This window comes from Klebsiella sp. JB_Kp031 (assembly GCF_040064295.1).
In the GTDB taxonomy this organism is placed as follows: domain Bacteria; phylum Pseudomonadota; class Gammaproteobacteria; order Enterobacterales; family Enterobacteriaceae; genus Klebsiella; species Klebsiella quasipneumoniae.
The window spans coordinates 72214-88192 of the sequence record NZ_JBEAJW010000032.1; the positions used below are offsets into that span (position 1 = coordinate 72214).

Genomic DNA, 15979 nt, shown 5'->3' on the forward strand with positions numbered 1-15979 from the left:
ATGAGTGAATTTTTACTGAAACCGCGGATTTGCTTCGGTCAGGACGCCCTCTCGGTGCTGAACGAACTTTCCGCCCGCAGCGTGCTGCTGGTGACCGATCAAGCGATGGTGAAATTTGGCCTCGCCGAGCGCGTCACCGCCCTGCTGCGCCAGCGCGGGATCGCCTGGCAGGTGTGGGACGACGTGGTGGCGGATCCGGATATCGCCACCGTGGTGCGCGGTATGAAGCTGATGGATAACCACTACCCGGATCTGGTTATCGCGCTCGGCGGCGGTTCGGTAATCGATGCCGCCAAAGCGGTTATTTTCTCCCTGGCGCAAACCCGTCCGCTGGCCGACCGTCCCCGACCGTGCTTCGTCGCCATCCCGACCACCAGCGGTACCGGTTCGGAAGTCACCGCCTTTTCGGTGGTGAAAGCCAACGCGGAAAAGCTGGTGCTGGTGGATGCGTCATTGCTGCCGGATATCGCCATTCTGGACCCGGCGCTGGTGGCTTCGGTGCCGCCGGCAATTACCGCCGACACCGGCATGGACGTGCTGTGTCACGCCCTTGAGGCCTACGTCTCCCGCGCCGCCAGCGACTTTTCCGACGCCCTGGCGGAGAAAGTGGTGCAGCAGGTATTTCGCTATCTGCCGACCTGCTGGCGCAGCGGCGACAACCTGCAGGCGCGCGAAAAGATGCACAACGCCTCCTGCATGGCGGGGATGGCCTTCACCAACGCGTCGCTGGGGATAACCCACAGCCTGGCCCACGCCCTCGGCGGCGTCTTCCGCGTGCCCCATGGCCGCGCCAACGCCCTGCTGATGGCGCACGTCGTCGCCTGGAACGCTGATTATCACGGGCTGTGCGATACCGATGCCGCCCGCAAATATGCCCGACTAGCCCATCTGCTGGATCTACCTGCGGCCACTACCCGCCAGGGCGTCACCAGCCTGCTGGTCGCCATTCAGGCACTTAAAGACGAAATGAGCATGCCGGCCGGCATCCGCGATACCGGCGTCCTTGCAGACGAGTTTGAACAACGGCTGGCGGAGATGATCGGCCAGGCGTTACGCGACAGCTGTACTCCGACGAACCCACGCGCGCCGGATGCTCACGCACTGACCGAACTCTATCGCCGGGCATGGACCGGCAACGCCGTTCAGGGCCACTGATAACAAGATTTGGAGAACCTTACCCATGGCACACTACAGCTTAACGCCGCGCGTCAAAGTGCTGGCAGACCGTTTACTCGCCCAGAAAAGCACGCTGTGCACCGAACATGCCACCACGCTGAACGCCCTGGATGGCGATATCGCGGGCGTTCCCGCCGCCGTTAAACCGGCGCGCCGTTTCTATGAACTGATGCGCCAGCTGCCGCTGACCATCAGCCCCGATGAACTCATTGTCGGCAACCAGAGCCGTAAACCGCACGGGGCGATTTTCCATGACGAAAACGCGACCCGTCGCCCATCGGCTTTCCAGTTCCTCAACCTCAATAGCGATCTGGATTCGCCGGACTACAGGCTGGTGGTCGAAAAAGGGGTGCTGGCGATTAAGCACCAGCTGGAAGAGAAAACCCGCGCACTCGGCAGCGCGGTCAGCCGCAGCGGTATGGATGAAGTCAACGGCTGCCGCGCCGCCATCTACGCCTGCGACGCCCTGCTGGCGCTGGCGCAAAATCTGGCCAACAGCGCCGAGCAGCTGGCGGCGGCGGAGACCAATGCTTATCGCAAAGCCGAGCTGCTCGATAGCGCAGCCATTCTCCACCACGTGCCGGCCCATCCAGCGCGTAATTTCAAAGAAGCCTGCCAGGCGTTCTATCTGTTCCAGCTGGCGCTCCAGCTGGATAACGGCAGCTATGCAGTCAACCCGGAAGGGGCGGACAAGGCGCTGCTGCCTTACTTCCAGCGCGATATCAACAGCGGCGCGCTGAATACCCAGCAGGCGTATGAGCTCGTGGAGTGCCTGTGGTTCAAGCTGGCGGAACTGAGCGAAGTCCGCGCCGCCTGCGCCATTGACGGCTATCCGATGCTCGACGCCATGTTGCATGGCGCCGCTTTTGACCATGCCGAGGTGAACGAACTCTCGGCGATGTTCATCAGCGCCCAGCGCAATCTCAGCGCGTTGAATCTGCCGGTGCGTCTGTTTAGCGGCGCACAACAGGTCAGCCATGCGCCGTTCGCCGCCTGCGCCGACACGCCGGTGATGGAAGGGTTAACCCCGCGTATGCAGCGTCTGCGTAACCACTATCTGACGGTACGCCCGAGCGTCTCTATCTATCGCGCGCTGGCCTTTACCGAAGTGGTGAAAGCTAACCCAGGCATGCCGACCATTCTGCTGCGAGCGAAAGCCTTCCGCCACGCCTGCGAAACCGCGCCGATTCTGATTCAGGACGATGAGCTGATCGTCGGCCATCCGTGCGGCAAGCCGCGCGCGGGCGCCTTCTCGCCGGATATCGCCTGGCGCTGGGTGCGCGACGAGCTCGACACCATGAGCACCCGCCCGCAGGATCCGTTTGAGATCAGCGAAGCGGATAAAAAAACCATTCGCGAAGAGATCGTCCCATTCTGGGAAGGCCGTTCGCTGGATGAGATTTGCGAAGCGCAATACCGTGAGGCTGGCGTCTGGGCCTTCAGCGGCGAGACCTTCGTCAGCGACCTCTCCTATCACCAGATTAACGGCGGCGGCGATACCTGCCCGGGCTACGACGTGCTGCTGTTCACCAAAGGGATGAACGGCATTAAAGCCGATGCCGAGGCGCATCTGGCCAGCCTGAGCATGGAAAATCCGGAAGATATCGACCGCATTTACTACTACAAAGCGGCGATTGAAACCTGCGAAGGGGTGGTCAACTACGCCCGCCGCATCGCCGCCCATGCCCGCGAACTGGCGGCTAAAGAGCAAAACGCCCAGCGCCGCGCCGAGCTGCTGACCATCGCCGACGTCAACGAAAACGTGCCGGCCAATCCGCCGAAGACCTTGCAGGAAGCGCTGCAGAGTATCTGGACCGTCGAATCACTGTTTGAAATCGAAGAGAACCAGACCGGGCTGTCGCTGGGGCGCGTCGACCAGTACTGCTATCCGATGTTCGAAGCCGATATCCGCGAAGGCCGCTTGACCCACGACACCGCGCTGGAGCTGCTGCAGGCGTTCATCATCAAATGCGCCGAACTGATGTGGATGTCGAGCGAACTGGGTGCGAAATATTTCGCGGGTTATCAGCCGTTTATCAACCTCACCGTTGGCGGCCAGAAACGTAGCGGCGGCGATGCCTGTAACGATCTGACCTATCTGATTATGGACGCCGTGCGCTTCGTGAAGGTTTACCAGCCGTCGCTGGCCTGCCGTATCCACAACCAGTCGCCGCAGAAATACATGGAAAAAATCGTCGACGTGGTGAAAGCGGGAATGGGCTTCCCGGCCTGCCACTTCGATGACTCCCACATCAAGATGATGCTGCGCAAAGGCTTCGATTTTGAAGACGCCCGCGATTACTGCCTGATGGGCTGCGTTGAACCGCAGAAATCCGGGCGCATCTACCAGTGGACCTCCACCGGCTACACCCAGTGGCCTATCGCTATCGAGTTCGTGCTTAACCGCGGGCGGATGGTGCTGTTCGATAGCTATCAGGGGCTGGACACCGGCGACCTGCGCGACCTGCGCACCTTCGAAGCATTCGACGCGGCGGTAAAACAGCAGATCGCCCATATCGTGCGCCTGTCGGCTATCGGCACCGTCATCAGCCAGCGCGTCCACCGCGATGTGGCGCCGAAGCCGCTGATGTCGCTGCTGGTCGAAGGCTGCATGGAGAGCGGCAAAGATGTCGCCGCCGGCGGCGCGATGGTCAACCACGGTCCGGGGCTGATTTTCTCCGGTCTGGCGACCTACGTCGACTCGATGGCGGCGATCCGCAAGCTGGTGTTCGAAGAGAAGAAATACACCCTTGAGCAGATCCGCGATGCGCTGCTGGCCAACTTTGAAGGTTACGAAGCGCTGCGCCGCGACTGCCTGAACGCGCCGAAATACGGTAACGACGATAACTATGTCGACCAGTACGCGCTGGATATTACCGAATGGACCGAGAAAGAGTGCCGTAAGTACAAGATGCTCTACTCGACCCTCAGCCACGGCACCCTGTCTATCTCCAACAACACGCCCATCGGCGAGCTAACCAACGCCACGCCGAACGGCCGCCTGGCGTGGATGCCGCTCTCCGACGGCATCAGCCCGACCCAGGGCGCGGATAAGCAAGGCCCAACGGCGATTATCAAGTCGGTCAGCAAGATGAACGTGGAAACCATGAATATCGGCATGGTGCACAACTTCAAATTCCTCAAAGGGCTGCTGGATACCCCGGAAGGTCGCCATGGCCTGATTACCTTGCTGCGTACCGCCTCGATTCTCGGCAATGGCCAGATGCAGTTCAGCTATGTCGATAACGAAGTGCTGAAGAAGGCGCAGCAGGAGCCGGAGAAATACCGCGACCTGATCGTCCGCGTCGCCGGCTACAGCGCCTACTTCGTTGAGCTGTGCAAAGAGGTCCAGGACGAGATCATCAGCCGTACGGTGATTGAGAAGTTTTAGTTCTCTTAAAGAGAATTAAATGAGCTGTATTTGAGAAATAACCGGAAGTTCTCCGTCCCGTAACGGGACGGAGCGGGAGGCAAGCGTGATCGCAAAACAGGAATTAACGGGCCGCATTTTCAATATCCAGAAATATTCGATCTATGACGGCGATGGCATTCGCACGCTGGTGTTTTTTAAGGGCTGCAACATTCGCTGCCCGTGGTGCGCCAACCCGGAAGGGCTGAACAGCCAGTTCCAGGTGATGTTCTCGCACGACAAATGCATTAACTGCGGCGACTGCGTCAGCGTCTGTCCGGCGGGTATTCATTATCGGGCGGAAGAGAATGGCGAAATGAAGCACTTCGTCGATCGCCATAAAGACTGCATCGGCTGCCGCAAATGCGAAGAGATTTGCACCCAGAACGCGCTGGACATTATGGGCAAGGACGTCACCGTCAGCGAGCTGATGGAGATCATCATGCAGGACTACGACTTCTACATCTCCTCCGGCGGCGGCGTGACCATCGGCGGCGGCGAGATGAGCCTGCAAACTGATTTTGCCGTCGCCTTATTTCGCGAATGCAAAAAGATGATGATTAACACCGCCGTCGAAACCCAGGGCACCACCCCGCTTGCCAACTACCAGAAGCTGGCGCCGGTCACCGACACCTTCTTATTCGACATTAAGCAGATTAACAGCGAACACCACAAGGCGATGCTCGGCATCGGCAACGAAGGGATCCGCCGCAATCTCGAATGGCTGGTGGATTCCGGCGCCAATGTCATTGTGCGTATGCCGCTCATTCGCGCCTACAACGACTCATTCGACGCCATTACCGGCGCCATTGATTACGTACAGAAGCTGGCGAAGCGCGGGAATATCCGCCGTATCGACATGCTGCCGTACCACCAGCTGGGACGCAAAAAGTACGAACGCCTGGATATGCCCTACCCGATTAGCCAGGACCCGTCTTATTCGCCGGATGAACTGGACCGGCTGGAAGCCTTCTTCCGGCAATTTGATTTTGATATTCGCTTAGTCCGCCATTAACAGGAGCCGACCATGAAAAGTTTAGGCGTAATTGAAACGCGAGGATGGGTCGCCGCCATTCAGGCCGTCGACGCCGCCTGTAAAGCCGCGGGAGTGACCTGCATTGGCTATCGCAAACCAGGCTCCGGGCTGGTGAGCGTCTGCTTTGAAGGGGAAATCAGCGCCATCCACACCGCTATAGAACGCGGCGTGGCGGTTGCCGGCGCCGAGCACACCGTGAAGTCGCTGGTCATTGCCCGTCCGGAGCGCTGCGTGGTTGAAGCGTTAAGCAACCTCAAAGGCAACCCTCCGCGCGAGGAAAAAACGGACGAACCGGTGGTTATCACCGCCCCGGAACCCATCGTTCCGCCCGCTATCCCGAACGAAGCGGAAGATAAGCACCCTGCGCTGAAGAAAGGGAAGAAGTCATGATCGACACTTTGCTTCGCGAAAAAATCGTCGCCCGCCTGAGCGCAACGGCGCCGGCGATCCCGGTGGGGATCTCCAACCGCCACGTCCATCTCGCGCAACAGGACGTCGAGGCATTGTTCGGTAAAGGCTACAGCCTGACGCCGTTCAAACCGCTGCGCCAGCCGGGGCAGTTTGCCGCCCAGGAGTGCGTAACCGCCGTCGGGCCGAAGGGCTCGCTGACCAACGTTCGCGTCCTCGGGCCGACCCGCCCGCTATCGCAACTGGAAGTGTCGCGCGCCGACTGCTTCACGCTCGGCATTCAAGCGCCAGTTCGTGAGTCCGGGCAACTGGAGAATGCCGGTAGCGCGCTGCTGATTGGCCCCGCCGGTCACGTTGAGCTCCATTCTCAGGTGATCTGCGCCTGGCGGCATATTCATATGTCGCCGCAGGACGCGCGCCAGCTCAACGTCAGCAATGGCCAGAAGGTCAGCGTGCGCAGCAACGGCGAGCGCCAGCTGACTTTCGATGAAGTGGTGGTGCGGGTGCGCGATGACTTCGCGCTGGAATTTCACATCGACACCGAAGAAGCCAATGCCGCCGGGTTAAAAAACGGCGCGCAGGTGACGCTCATCGGCTAACGGAGGCTCGCCATGACCGACGAACAGATTGAAGGTGTAGTTGCGCGGATTTTGCAGCGCCTGCGGCCGCCGGTACTGGTGATGGTGACCGCCGCTGACGGCTACCGCGCAGCTATCCGCCAACGCCTGGCGGGAAGCGGCTATCCGCTGCGCCTCGCGCTGGAGGAGGGTCTCGCCGACGCCGCCGCCTGGCGAGAGGTGGGCGAGATTATCCCGTCATCGGCCTGGCAGGATGCCCTGCCGTCAGCGCCATGGCGGGGGGTACTGCTGCCTTTTCTCGATTATCCGCAAGCCTCGGATCTGCTGAACGGCACCCTGCGCAATCCGGTTTCCCGCTGCGCGCACGAGGCGCTGCTGGCGGGTATTCCGGTTCTGGCCCTGCGCTACCACTGCGATCCGCACAGCGAGCTCAACCAGCTGCGCGGCGCGCAGGCCGGCAGCGCCTATGCCGGGCATCTGCAGGCCACGCTGGCTCGTCTGGAAGCCTGCGGCGTCTTCCTCGGCACCATGAATGAGCTGCTGGCGAAGCTGGACGCACCCACCGCGCCGGCCGCCGCCAGCAGCGAACCGCGCCGTTATCTTACCGTCACAGACGTGGTGAATAATCCGGCGCTGGCGGCGGCCCCGCGCGCTCAGCTGACCGATGCGGCCATTGATTACTTAAAAAACAGAAAGATATGACCTTACCCAACGAAAAACCTGGAGCTTAACGATGTCTTCGAAAACAAAATGCTGGTTATGGATGCTGCTGGTTATCCTCTCCGAAACCTCGGCAACCTCGACGTTAAAAATGTTCGGTAGCAGCGAAGGCGGCAGCAAAATGCTGCTGCTCGGGTTGCTGATTGCGCTTTACTGCACCTGCTATTACTCGCTCTCAAGGGCGGTGAAAGATATCCCGGTCGGTCTGGCGTACGCCACCTGGTCCGGCACCGGCATTCTGGTGGTCTCGACGCTGGGAATGGCATTCTATGGCCAGCACCCGGATACCGCCGCCATCATCGGCATGGCGGTGATCGCCAGCGGCATCATTATCATGAACCTGTTCTCGAAAATGGGTTCCGAAGCGAGCGAAGAGGCCGCGCCCGCCGCCGCCATGGATAAGAACATCGCTAACTAACAGGAAAGGAATACCCCCTATGTTTAATCTCGGATTTTTATGGCTGGCGCTGTCTATCGGCTCCGAAATCACCGGCACCTCGATGATCAAAAAGACTAACGGCTTCAGCAAACTGGCCCCTTCGGTGCTGGTGGTCTGCGCCTACGGCCTCTGCTACTTCGCCCTCACCCGCGCAATGAGTACCATCCCGGTGGGCGTGGCCTACTCGCTGTGGTGCGGCTTCGGTATCGTCGGCGTCACCATCTGCTCAATGATCCTCTATAAGCAGAAACCGGACCTGGCGGCCATTATCGCCATGGCGCTGATTATCTCCGGCGGCGTGATCATGAACGTCTTCTCGACCATGTAACAGCGGTCGTTTTATCCTGTTACCCGGCCTGTGCGGGCAGTCCGTAGGCCCGCGCCAGCCCAGCGCCGCCGGGCACTTTACCAAACGGGGTTTACCCCACTATGGTTTCGTGGCAGGATAAAAAGATGAACAGAAACGCGATCGTGACCTTTCCCCGCCGTTGGTGGCTGCCTGCATAACAGGCGGCACGATATACGTTTCCATTTTCAAAGCCGCCGGAAGGCGGCTTTGGTGTTTTCAGGACGTCTTTCGGCTGAACAGTCTGATAAGGAGTTCCTGATGAACCACCCGCAAACCATTCTCACCGGCGACCGCCCCACCGGCCAGCTACATCTTGGCCATTACGTCGGCTCGCTGCGCCAGCGCGTCGCGCTGCAGCACGACCACCAGCAGTTTATCCTGATCGCCGACCTGCAAGGGCTCACTGACAACGGCAGCAATCCGCAAAAAGTTAGCCACCATATCCTCGAAGTGATGGCCGATTATCTGGCCGTCGGCATTGACCCCAGGCTCACCACGATCTGCCTGCAGTCCGCCCTGCCCGCGCTGGCGGAGCTCAGCGCGCTGTATATGAATATCGTCACCGTCGCCCGCGTGGAACGTAATCCGACGGTCAAGAATGAGATTGCCCAGAAAGGATTCGCCCGTTCGCTGCCGGTGGGCTTTCTTGCCTATCCGATTAGCCAGGCCGCCGATATCACCGCCTTCAAGGCCGAGCTGGTGCCAGTGGGCGACGATCAGCTACCGATGATTGAGCAGACCAACGAGATCGTCCATAAGATGAATAACCTCACCGGCGCGCCAGTGCTGCGTCACTGCAAGGCGCTCCTCAGCGAAGTGAGCCGCCTGCCGGGCGTCGACGGCAACGCCAAAATGTCGAAATCGCTGGGCAATACGCTGACGTTATCGGCCAGTGAAGAGGAGATTCACCGCGCGGTCAGCGCGATGTATACCGACCCGACACACCTGAGAGTCAGCGATCCGGGGCATGTCGACGGCAACGTGGTGTTCACCTATCTCGACGCTTTCCATAGCGATAAGGCACTGGTGGCTGAGATGAAAGCCCACTATCAGCGCGGCGGGCTGGGCGATCGCCAGTGTAAAAATGAACTGGAGACCTGCCTGCAGGCGCTACTGGCGCCGATCCGCGAACGGCGAGCCACCTTTATTCAGGATAAAGGGATGCTGCTGGATCTGCTGCGCCAGGGCAGCGAGCGCGCCCACCAGCTGACGCAGCAGACGCTGCATGAGGTGAAACGTGGTCTGGGGCTGCCGGTGCTGTTCTGAGGTGATGAAATGTTGCCGGTAGTGGATATTTTGTTAACACGTCGACAAGACCCTGCCTTTCGTATGGACAAGCCCGCCGCGGATGTTACTATCGCGTTAACGGTAGCTCTCACTATGCGTGTTTCATTAAGGCCAGGATCGCTGATGATGACCACATAAGTAGTACAGCGTTCGGCTGCGCATCGACGCGGTAGAGCGCTGCGTCAGCGGCCCTTCCCCTCTTTATTCGTCCTTCGCAAGGAGGACGCTCCGCCCGCCGGAGGAGACACGCGTATCACTCAGCACAGGGAACCAAGCGAGTCGCGTATGGACAAAATAAAGAAACGTTGGACAGGGTATTTTGTCGGCTTACTGGTGGTACTCGCCGCCGCGGCATGGTGGCTGCTGCGCCCGCCGGGCCTCCCGGAGGGGTTTGCCAGTAGCAACGGACGAATAGAAGCCACCGAAGTGGATATTGCCAGCAAAATCGCCGGGCGTATCGACACCATTCTGGTCAAAGAGGGTCAGTTCGTGCGCCAGGGAGAGGTGCTGGCGAGAATGGATACCCGTGTACTGAACGAGCAGCGTCTTGAAGCCGCCGCGCAAATCAAGGAAGCGGAAAGCGCGGTCCTGGCCGCCAGAGCCTTGCTCGATCAGCGGCAAAGTGAAATGCGCGCCAGCGAAGCGGTTGTGAAGCAGCGTCAGGCGGAGCTCGACTCCACAGCGAAACGTCACGTCCGCTCGAATGCCCTGTCGCAGCGCGGCGCCGTCTCCGCCCAGCAGCTGGATGACGATCGCGCCGCGGCAGAGAGCGCCCGCGCGGCGCTGGAGTCGGCGAAAGCCCAGGTCTCCGCCGCCCGCGCCGCCATCGAGGCCGCCCGCACCAGCATTATTCAGGCGCAAACCCGCGTCGAAGCGGCCCAGGCGACCGAGCGGCGGATCCTTGCCGATATTGACGATAGCGAGCTGAAGGCGCCCCGCGACGGCCGTATTCAGTATCGCGTCGCCGAGCCGGGGGAAGTGCTGGCCGCCGGTGGTCGGGTGCTGAACATGGTCGATCTCGCCGACGTCTATATGACTTTCTTTCTGCCCACCGAACAGGCGGGCCTGCTGGCGCTTGGCAGCGAAGCGCGGCTGATCCTTGATGCCGCCCCTGATCTGGTGATCCCGGCCAATATCAGCTTTGTTGCCAGCGTCGCGCAGTTTACGCCGAAAACGGTGGAGACCCGCGACGAGCGTCTCAAACTGATGTTCCGCGTCAAAGCGCGCATCCCGCCAGAGCTGCTGGCGCAGCACCTGGAGTATGTCAAAACCGGCCTGCCCGGCATGGCTTACGTGCGGCTGGATAACCAACACTCCTGGCCTGAAGACCTGACGGTGAGGTTGCCGCAATGATATTGACGCCACTGGATACCTCACCCCCCATTGCCCGGCTGGACAACGTTGGCCAGCGCTTCGGCGCCACCGTGGCGCTGCGGGATATCAGCCTGGCGATCCCGGCGCGGCGCATGGTCGGCCTGATTGGCCCGGACGGCGTCGGCAAATCGAGCCTGCTCTCTCTCATCGCCGGGGCGCGGGCCATTGAGCAGGGTAACGTGATGGTGCTCGGCGGCGATATGCGCGACGTTCATCATCGCCGCGAGGTGTGCCCGAAGATTGCCTGGATGCCGCAGGGACTGGGGAAAAACCTCTATCACACCCTCTCGGTGTATGAAAACGTCGACTTCTTCGCCCGCCTGTTTGGCCATGATAAAGCCGAACGCGAATCACGTATCCACGAGCTGCTGCAGAGCACCGGGCTGGCGCCGTTTCGCGATCGCCCGGCGGGTAAGCTCTCCGGCGGGATGAAGCAAAAGCTGGGTTTATGTTGCGCCCTTATCCACGACCCGCAGCTGCTGATCCTCGATGAACCTACCACCGGCGTCGACCCGCTTTCCCGGGCGCAGTTCTGGCAGCTTATCGACAGCATTCGTCAGCGCCAGCCGGAGATGAGCGTGCTGGTGGCCACCGCCTATATGGAAGAGGCTGAGCGCTTTGACTGGCTGGTGGCGATGAACGCCGGCGAGGTGCTGGCGACCGGTACCGCTGCGGAGCTGAAAGCGCAGACCGGCAGTCAGACGCTGGAGCAGGCGTTTATCGCCCTGCTGCCGGAAGCGCAGCGCCAGGCGCATAAGGCGGTGGTGATCCCGCCGCGCGACGACCGCGAGGAAGAGATCGCCATCGAAGCCCGTGGGCTGACCATGCGCTTTGGCGACTTCGTCGCCGTCGACCACGTTAACTTCCGCATCGCGCGCGGTGAAATCTTCGGCTTCCTCGGCTCCAACGGCTGCGGCAAATCCACCACCATGAAGATGCTCACCGGCCTGCTGCCCGCCAGCGAAGGCGAAGCCTGGTTGTTCGGCCAGCCGGTCGATCCGAAGGATATCGCCACCCGCCAGCGGGTGGGCTATATGTCGCAGGCCTTCTCGCTCTATAGCGAACTGACCGTCCGGCAAAACCTCGAACTGCACGCCCGCCTGTTTCATATTCCGGACGGCGAAATCCCCGGTCGGGTGGCGGAAATGAGCGAGCGCTTCATGCTCAGCGAGGTGGAAGACGCCCTGCCCACCGCCCTGCCGTTGGGCATCCGTCAGCGCCTGTCGCTGGCGGTGGCGGTCATCCATCGCCCGGAAATGCTGATCCTCGACGAACCCACCTCCGGGGTCGATCCAGTGGCTCGGGATATGTTCTGGCAGCTGATGGTCGACCTCGCGCGTCAGGATCGGGTGACCATTTTTATCTCCACCCACTTTATGAATGAGGCGGAACGCTGCGACCGCATCTCGCTGATGCACGCCGGCAAGGTACTGGCCAGCGATACGCCGCAGGCGCTGGTCGAACAGCGCGGTGCCGCCAGCCTCGAAGAGGCGTTTATCGCCTGGCTCCAGGAGGCGCAGCCAACCGCCGCAGTTCCTGAGGAACTTGCGCCTGCTGCAGCATCCCATCCAGAACGCGCGGCCCCGCGCCAGGCCTTCAGTCTGCAACGGCTGTTCAGCTACAGCCGCCGCGAAGCGCTGGAGCTGCGCCGCGATCCTGTACGTTCGACGCTGGCGCTGCTGGGAACGGTGATCCTGATGTTTATCATGGGCTATGGGATCAGCATGGACGTCGAGGATCTGCGCTTTGCGGTACTCGATCGCGATCAAACCCTCAGCAGTCAGGGCTGGTCGCAGAATATCACCGGCTCACGCTACTTCATCGAACAGGCGCCGCTGCGCAGTTACGATGAGCTCGACCGGCGGATGCGCGACGGCGAACTGGCGGTGGCGATAGAGATCCCGCCGAACTTTGGCCGCGATATCGCCCGCGGCACGCCGGTACAAATCGGCGTCTGGGTGGATGGCGCAATGCCAAACCGCGCGGAGACGGTGCGCGGCTACGTGCAGGCCATGCATCTCGCCTGGCTGCAGGAGATGGCCGGGCAGCAAAGTAGCCCGAATCGTGAGACCTCGCTCATCTCCATCGAGACCCGCTATCGCTATAACCCGGACGTGAAGAGCCTCCCGGCCATCGTCCCGGCGGTGATCCCGCTGCTGCTGATGATGATCCCGGCGATGCTCAGCGCCCTGAGCGTGGTACGTGAGAAGGAGCTCGGGTCGATCATCAACCTGTACGTGACGCCGACCACCCGCAGCGAATTCCTGCTCGGCAAGCAGGTGCCTTACATCATGCTGGGAATGTTTAACTTTTTTCTGCTGTGTGCGCTGTCGGTCTTCGTCTTTGGCGTATCACATAAGGGCAGCTTCCTGACGCTAAGCCTGGCGGCGCTGCTGTACGTCACCATTGCCACCGGACTGGGACTACTGATCTCAACCTTTATGAAGAGCCAAATCGCCGCTATTTTCGGCACCGCCATCATTACGCTAATCCCGGCGACCCAGTTCTCCGGGATGATCGATCCGGTAGCGTCGCTGGAAGGCCCCGGGCGCTGGATTGGGCAAATCTACCCGACCAGCCACTTCCTGACTATCGCCCGCGGCACCTTCTCCAAAGCGCTGAATCTCAGCGATTTGTGGGGCTCCTTTATTCCACTACTGATTGCAGTGCCGCTGGTGCTCGGGCTGAGCGTGCTGCTGCTGAAGAAACAGGAGGGGTGATGCGCGGATTACGCAATATTTATAATCTTGGCGTCAAAGAGCTGCGTAGCCTGCTGGGTGATAAAGCGATGCTGGCGTTGATCGTGTTTGCTTTTACGGTGTCGGTGTACTCCTCAGCCACGGTGATGCCCGGCTCGCTACACCTGGCGCCGATTGCGGTTGCCGATATGGATAAGTCGCAGCTCTCTTCACGCATTATTAACGCATTCTACCGCCCCTGGTTTCTCGAACCGGAGCTGATTACCGCCGATGAGATGGACGCCGGCCTGGATGCCGGGCGCTACACTTTCGCCATCAATATTCCGCCTAACTTCCAGCGCGATGTGCTGGCCGGCCGCCAGCCGGAAGTGCAGGTCAACGTCGACGCCACGCGCATGAGCCAGGCCTTTACCGGCAACGGCTATATCCAGAATATTATTAGCGGCGAAGTAAACAGCTTCATTGCCCGCTATCGGGACAACAGCGTGCTGCCGGTAGAGCTGGCGATAAGAATGCGCTTTAACCCTAACCTGGAACAGGAGCGCTTTGGCGCGGTGATGGCGATCATCAACAACATCACCATGCTGGCCATTGTCCTCACCGGCTCGGCGCTGATCCGCGAGCGCGAGCACGGTACCATCGAGCATCTGCTGGTGATGCCGGTCACGCCGTTTGAGATCATGATGGCCAAGATCTTGTCGATGGGGCTGGTGGTGCTAGTGGTCTCCGGTTTGTCGCTGGTGCTGATGGTACAGGGGATGTTGCAGGTGCCCATTGAGGGGTCGATTCTACTGTTTATGCTGGGGGTGGCGCTCAGCCTGTTCGCCACTACCTCAATCGGCATTTTTATGGGCACCCTCGCCCGCTCAATGCCGCAGCTGGGGCTGCTAATGATCCTGGTGCTGCTGCCGCTGCAGATGCTCTCCGGCGGCTCCACGCCGCGGGAAAGTATGCCGCAGCTGGTTCAGGATATCATGTTGACCATGCCGACCACCCACTTCGTCAGTCTGGCGCAGGCGATTTTGTACCGCGGTGCCAGCTTCAGTATCGTCTGGCCGCAGTTCTTAACCTTGCTGGCTATCGGAGCGGTGTTCTTTACTATCGCCCTGCTGCGTTTTCGCAAAACGATCGGTCAAATGGCGTAAGGGCTTAAGAAGGGCCGTCGACTTCCGGCGGCCCGAATGGTTTATTTGTGGCGGTTCATAAAGTGGCGCAGACCCCAGGTGAAGGCCATCGCCATGCTGAAGAGAATGAACAGCAACACCACCCAGCTGATGGAGATGCGCAGCAGCGTGCCGGGGGTCATAAACGGCTGCAGATAGACGGTGAAGGACTGGGCGGGTGATTTCCCCAGCAGTTCATACAGGTTATCCGTAAGCCATACGCCGACCCGGCAGAACAGCCAGATTATCGCTGGCCAGCAGAGCAGCACCAGAAAGGTAAAGCGCTCCTGAAGGTAAGTGAAGAGCCGGCGCAACGGCGACCAGTTAAGCAGGATTTTCATTTCTATTCTCATATTGCCAGCCGATAACCAAAGCAGATAACGCAAGGTACGTCGGGCAGCATCCATACAGGCAATCATCCCTCTTTGTATATCAAATTTGCTGTCATATAAACCAGATCAAGTTAACAAAGTGTTAATGATATCGCTCATTAAGCCAAAAAATCGGCGAGAAGCATACCCATTGTCGCCATAAATGGGAGTGATGTATTCAGCGGCGGGAATAATTCCGTAATTTCGCTAACGCGTTAATATATATGAAGAAGGTGCAGCGCTATTATTTAGCAGAACACAATATAATAGCGCTGAAATAGAGAGAGGTATTTAATCGTAGCTGCTGATAATTATTTTTCGACTCGTATCATTGGATAAATTCACTGTACGAGTGACCACACCACGCGCGTGATTCGCTATATTTTTCGAGGCAATGAGATAGGTATTTTTTCCGCAGCGCTGCAGAGGTTGTTTATTCACAATATCAGTATTGCAGGTTTCTGACACGACCCGCCCGGAAAGCGTTAGGTTGGCGGTTTCGGCAGCAAACAGAGGTGAGCTTAATCCATAAGCGAAAATCAGAATCCCAATTAGCGGTTTTTTCATTTAATGTTTAACCAGTTAACAGGATGAAAGATAAGCGAGTTGCTTAATATTTTCTCCGTCAGGAGAGCGATGCATTGGTACATCACGCAGGGAAGATAAACCATAGTATTACTAAGGGCAATGTAAAGATAACCTATTAATGTGATAATTATTGCTGATAGTAGCGAACTGGCATAGTGGTCTGCCTGGAGACGGTGCTGCGCACCAGGTTTTGTGGCTCAGGATCCGTAGCCCCGTGAAGCGCAGCGCCACCGGGGAGATATACCCCACACAGCAAAAAACCCGCACCTTTCGGGACGGGGTTCTTGTTAAAACGCAAAAACAAAAAGCTCAGCCTTCCGACTGAGTTTTCTGCTTTATTTGATGCCTGGCAGTTCCCTACTCTCACATGGGGAGACCCCAC

At 59.4% G+C, this 15979-nt stretch carries 14 protein-coding genes; 12 read left to right on the forward strand and 2 right to left on the reverse strand.

Annotated elements, in window-relative coordinates; translation table 11 throughout:
• The 12 genes from ABLV64_RS15375 to ABLV64_RS15430 all read left to right on the forward strand — a co-directional run bounded on the left by ABLV64_RS15375 (position 1) and on the right by ABLV64_RS15430 (position 14620).
• The gene (locus tag ABLV64_RS15375) at positions 1-1155 is read left to right on the forward strand and encodes a 1-propanol dehydrogenase PduQ (protein ID WP_065802811.1); all 1155 of its coding nucleotides are present in this window, start codon (positions 1-3) and stop codon (positions 1153-1155) included.
• 25 nt (positions 1156-1180) lie between these two features.
• The gene (gene cutC / locus ABLV64_RS15380) at positions 1181-4567 is read left to right on the forward strand and encodes a choline trimethylamine-lyase (protein ID WP_017899145.1); all 3387 of its coding nucleotides are present in this window, start codon (positions 1181-1183) and stop codon (positions 4565-4567) included.
• Between the two features lie 85 nt (positions 4568-4652).
• Entirely contained in the window at positions 4653-5600 is a 948-nt protein-coding gene (cutD, locus tag ABLV64_RS15385; RefSeq protein ID WP_004204129.1) for a choline TMA-lyase-activating enzyme, read from the forward strand.
• Between the two features lie 12 nt (positions 5601-5612).
• On the forward strand, positions 5613-6011 hold the full coding sequence (locus ABLV64_RS15390) for a BMC domain-containing protein (protein ID WP_004204127.1): 399 nt from the start codon (positions 5613-5615) through the stop codon (positions 6009-6011).
• Entirely contained in the window at positions 6008-6628 is a 621-nt protein-coding gene (locus ABLV64_RS15395) for a phosphate propanoyltransferase (RefSeq protein WP_004204126.1), read from the forward strand. The genes ABLV64_RS15390 and ABLV64_RS15395 overlap by 4 nt, the downstream gene beginning before the upstream one ends.
• A 12-nt stretch (positions 6629-6640) precedes the next feature.
• A complete protein-coding gene (locus ABLV64_RS15400; protein ID WP_004204125.1) occupies positions 6641-7309 on the forward strand; it encodes a hypothetical protein in 669 nt (222 codons plus the stop codon).
• Positions 7310-7340: 31 nt separating this feature from the next.
• On the forward strand, positions 7341-7745 hold the full coding sequence (locus ABLV64_RS15405) for a multidrug efflux SMR transporter (protein ID WP_004204124.1): 405 nt from the start codon (positions 7341-7343) through the stop codon (positions 7743-7745).
• Positions 7746-7764: 19 nt separating this feature from the next.
• Positions 7765-8094 (forward strand): multidrug efflux SMR transporter, encoded by a 330-nt coding sequence (locus tag ABLV64_RS15410; RefSeq protein WP_004204123.1) that lies wholly within the window; start codon positions 7765-7767, stop codon positions 8092-8094.
• Between the two features lie 279 nt (positions 8095-8373).
• Entirely contained in the window at positions 8374-9381 is a 1008-nt protein-coding gene (gene trpS, locus ABLV64_RS15415; protein WP_085846565.1) for a tryptophan--tRNA ligase, read from the forward strand.
• 306 nt (positions 9382-9687) lie between these two features.
• Positions 9688-10755: an HlyD family efflux transporter periplasmic adaptor subunit gene (locus tag ABLV64_RS15420; RefSeq protein WP_017899150.1), complete on the forward strand. Its 1068-nt coding sequence runs from the start codon at positions 9688-9690 to the stop codon at positions 10753-10755.
• Positions 10752-13496, forward strand: a complete 2745-nt coding sequence (rbbA, locus tag ABLV64_RS15425) for a ribosome-associated ATPase/putative transporter RbbA (RefSeq protein WP_348843311.1) — start codon at positions 10752-10754, stop codon at positions 13494-13496. The genes ABLV64_RS15420 and rbbA overlap by 4 nt, the downstream gene beginning before the upstream one ends.
• Complete coding sequence (locus ABLV64_RS15430) at positions 13496-14620, forward strand: ABC transporter permease (RefSeq protein WP_323110372.1); 1125 nt, start codon at positions 13496-13498, stop codon at positions 14618-14620. The genes rbbA and ABLV64_RS15430 overlap by 1 nt, the downstream gene beginning before the upstream one ends.
• 41 nt (positions 14621-14661) lie before the next feature.
• Here the strand turns inward: ABLV64_RS15430 and ABLV64_RS15435 are convergent, their stop codons facing one another.
• Together ABLV64_RS15435 and ABLV64_RS15440 are read right to left on the reverse strand one after the other, a co-directional pair.
• A complete protein-coding gene (locus tag ABLV64_RS15435) occupies positions 14662-14979 on the reverse strand; it encodes a hypothetical protein (protein WP_004204117.1) in 318 nt (105 codons plus the stop codon).
• A gap of 321 nt (positions 14980-15300) precedes the next feature.
• Positions 15301-15576, reverse strand: a complete 276-nt coding sequence (locus ABLV64_RS15440) for a DUF2574 family protein (protein WP_004204116.1) — start codon at positions 15574-15576, stop codon at positions 15301-15303.
• Positions 15577-15979: the final 403 nt, after the last annotated feature.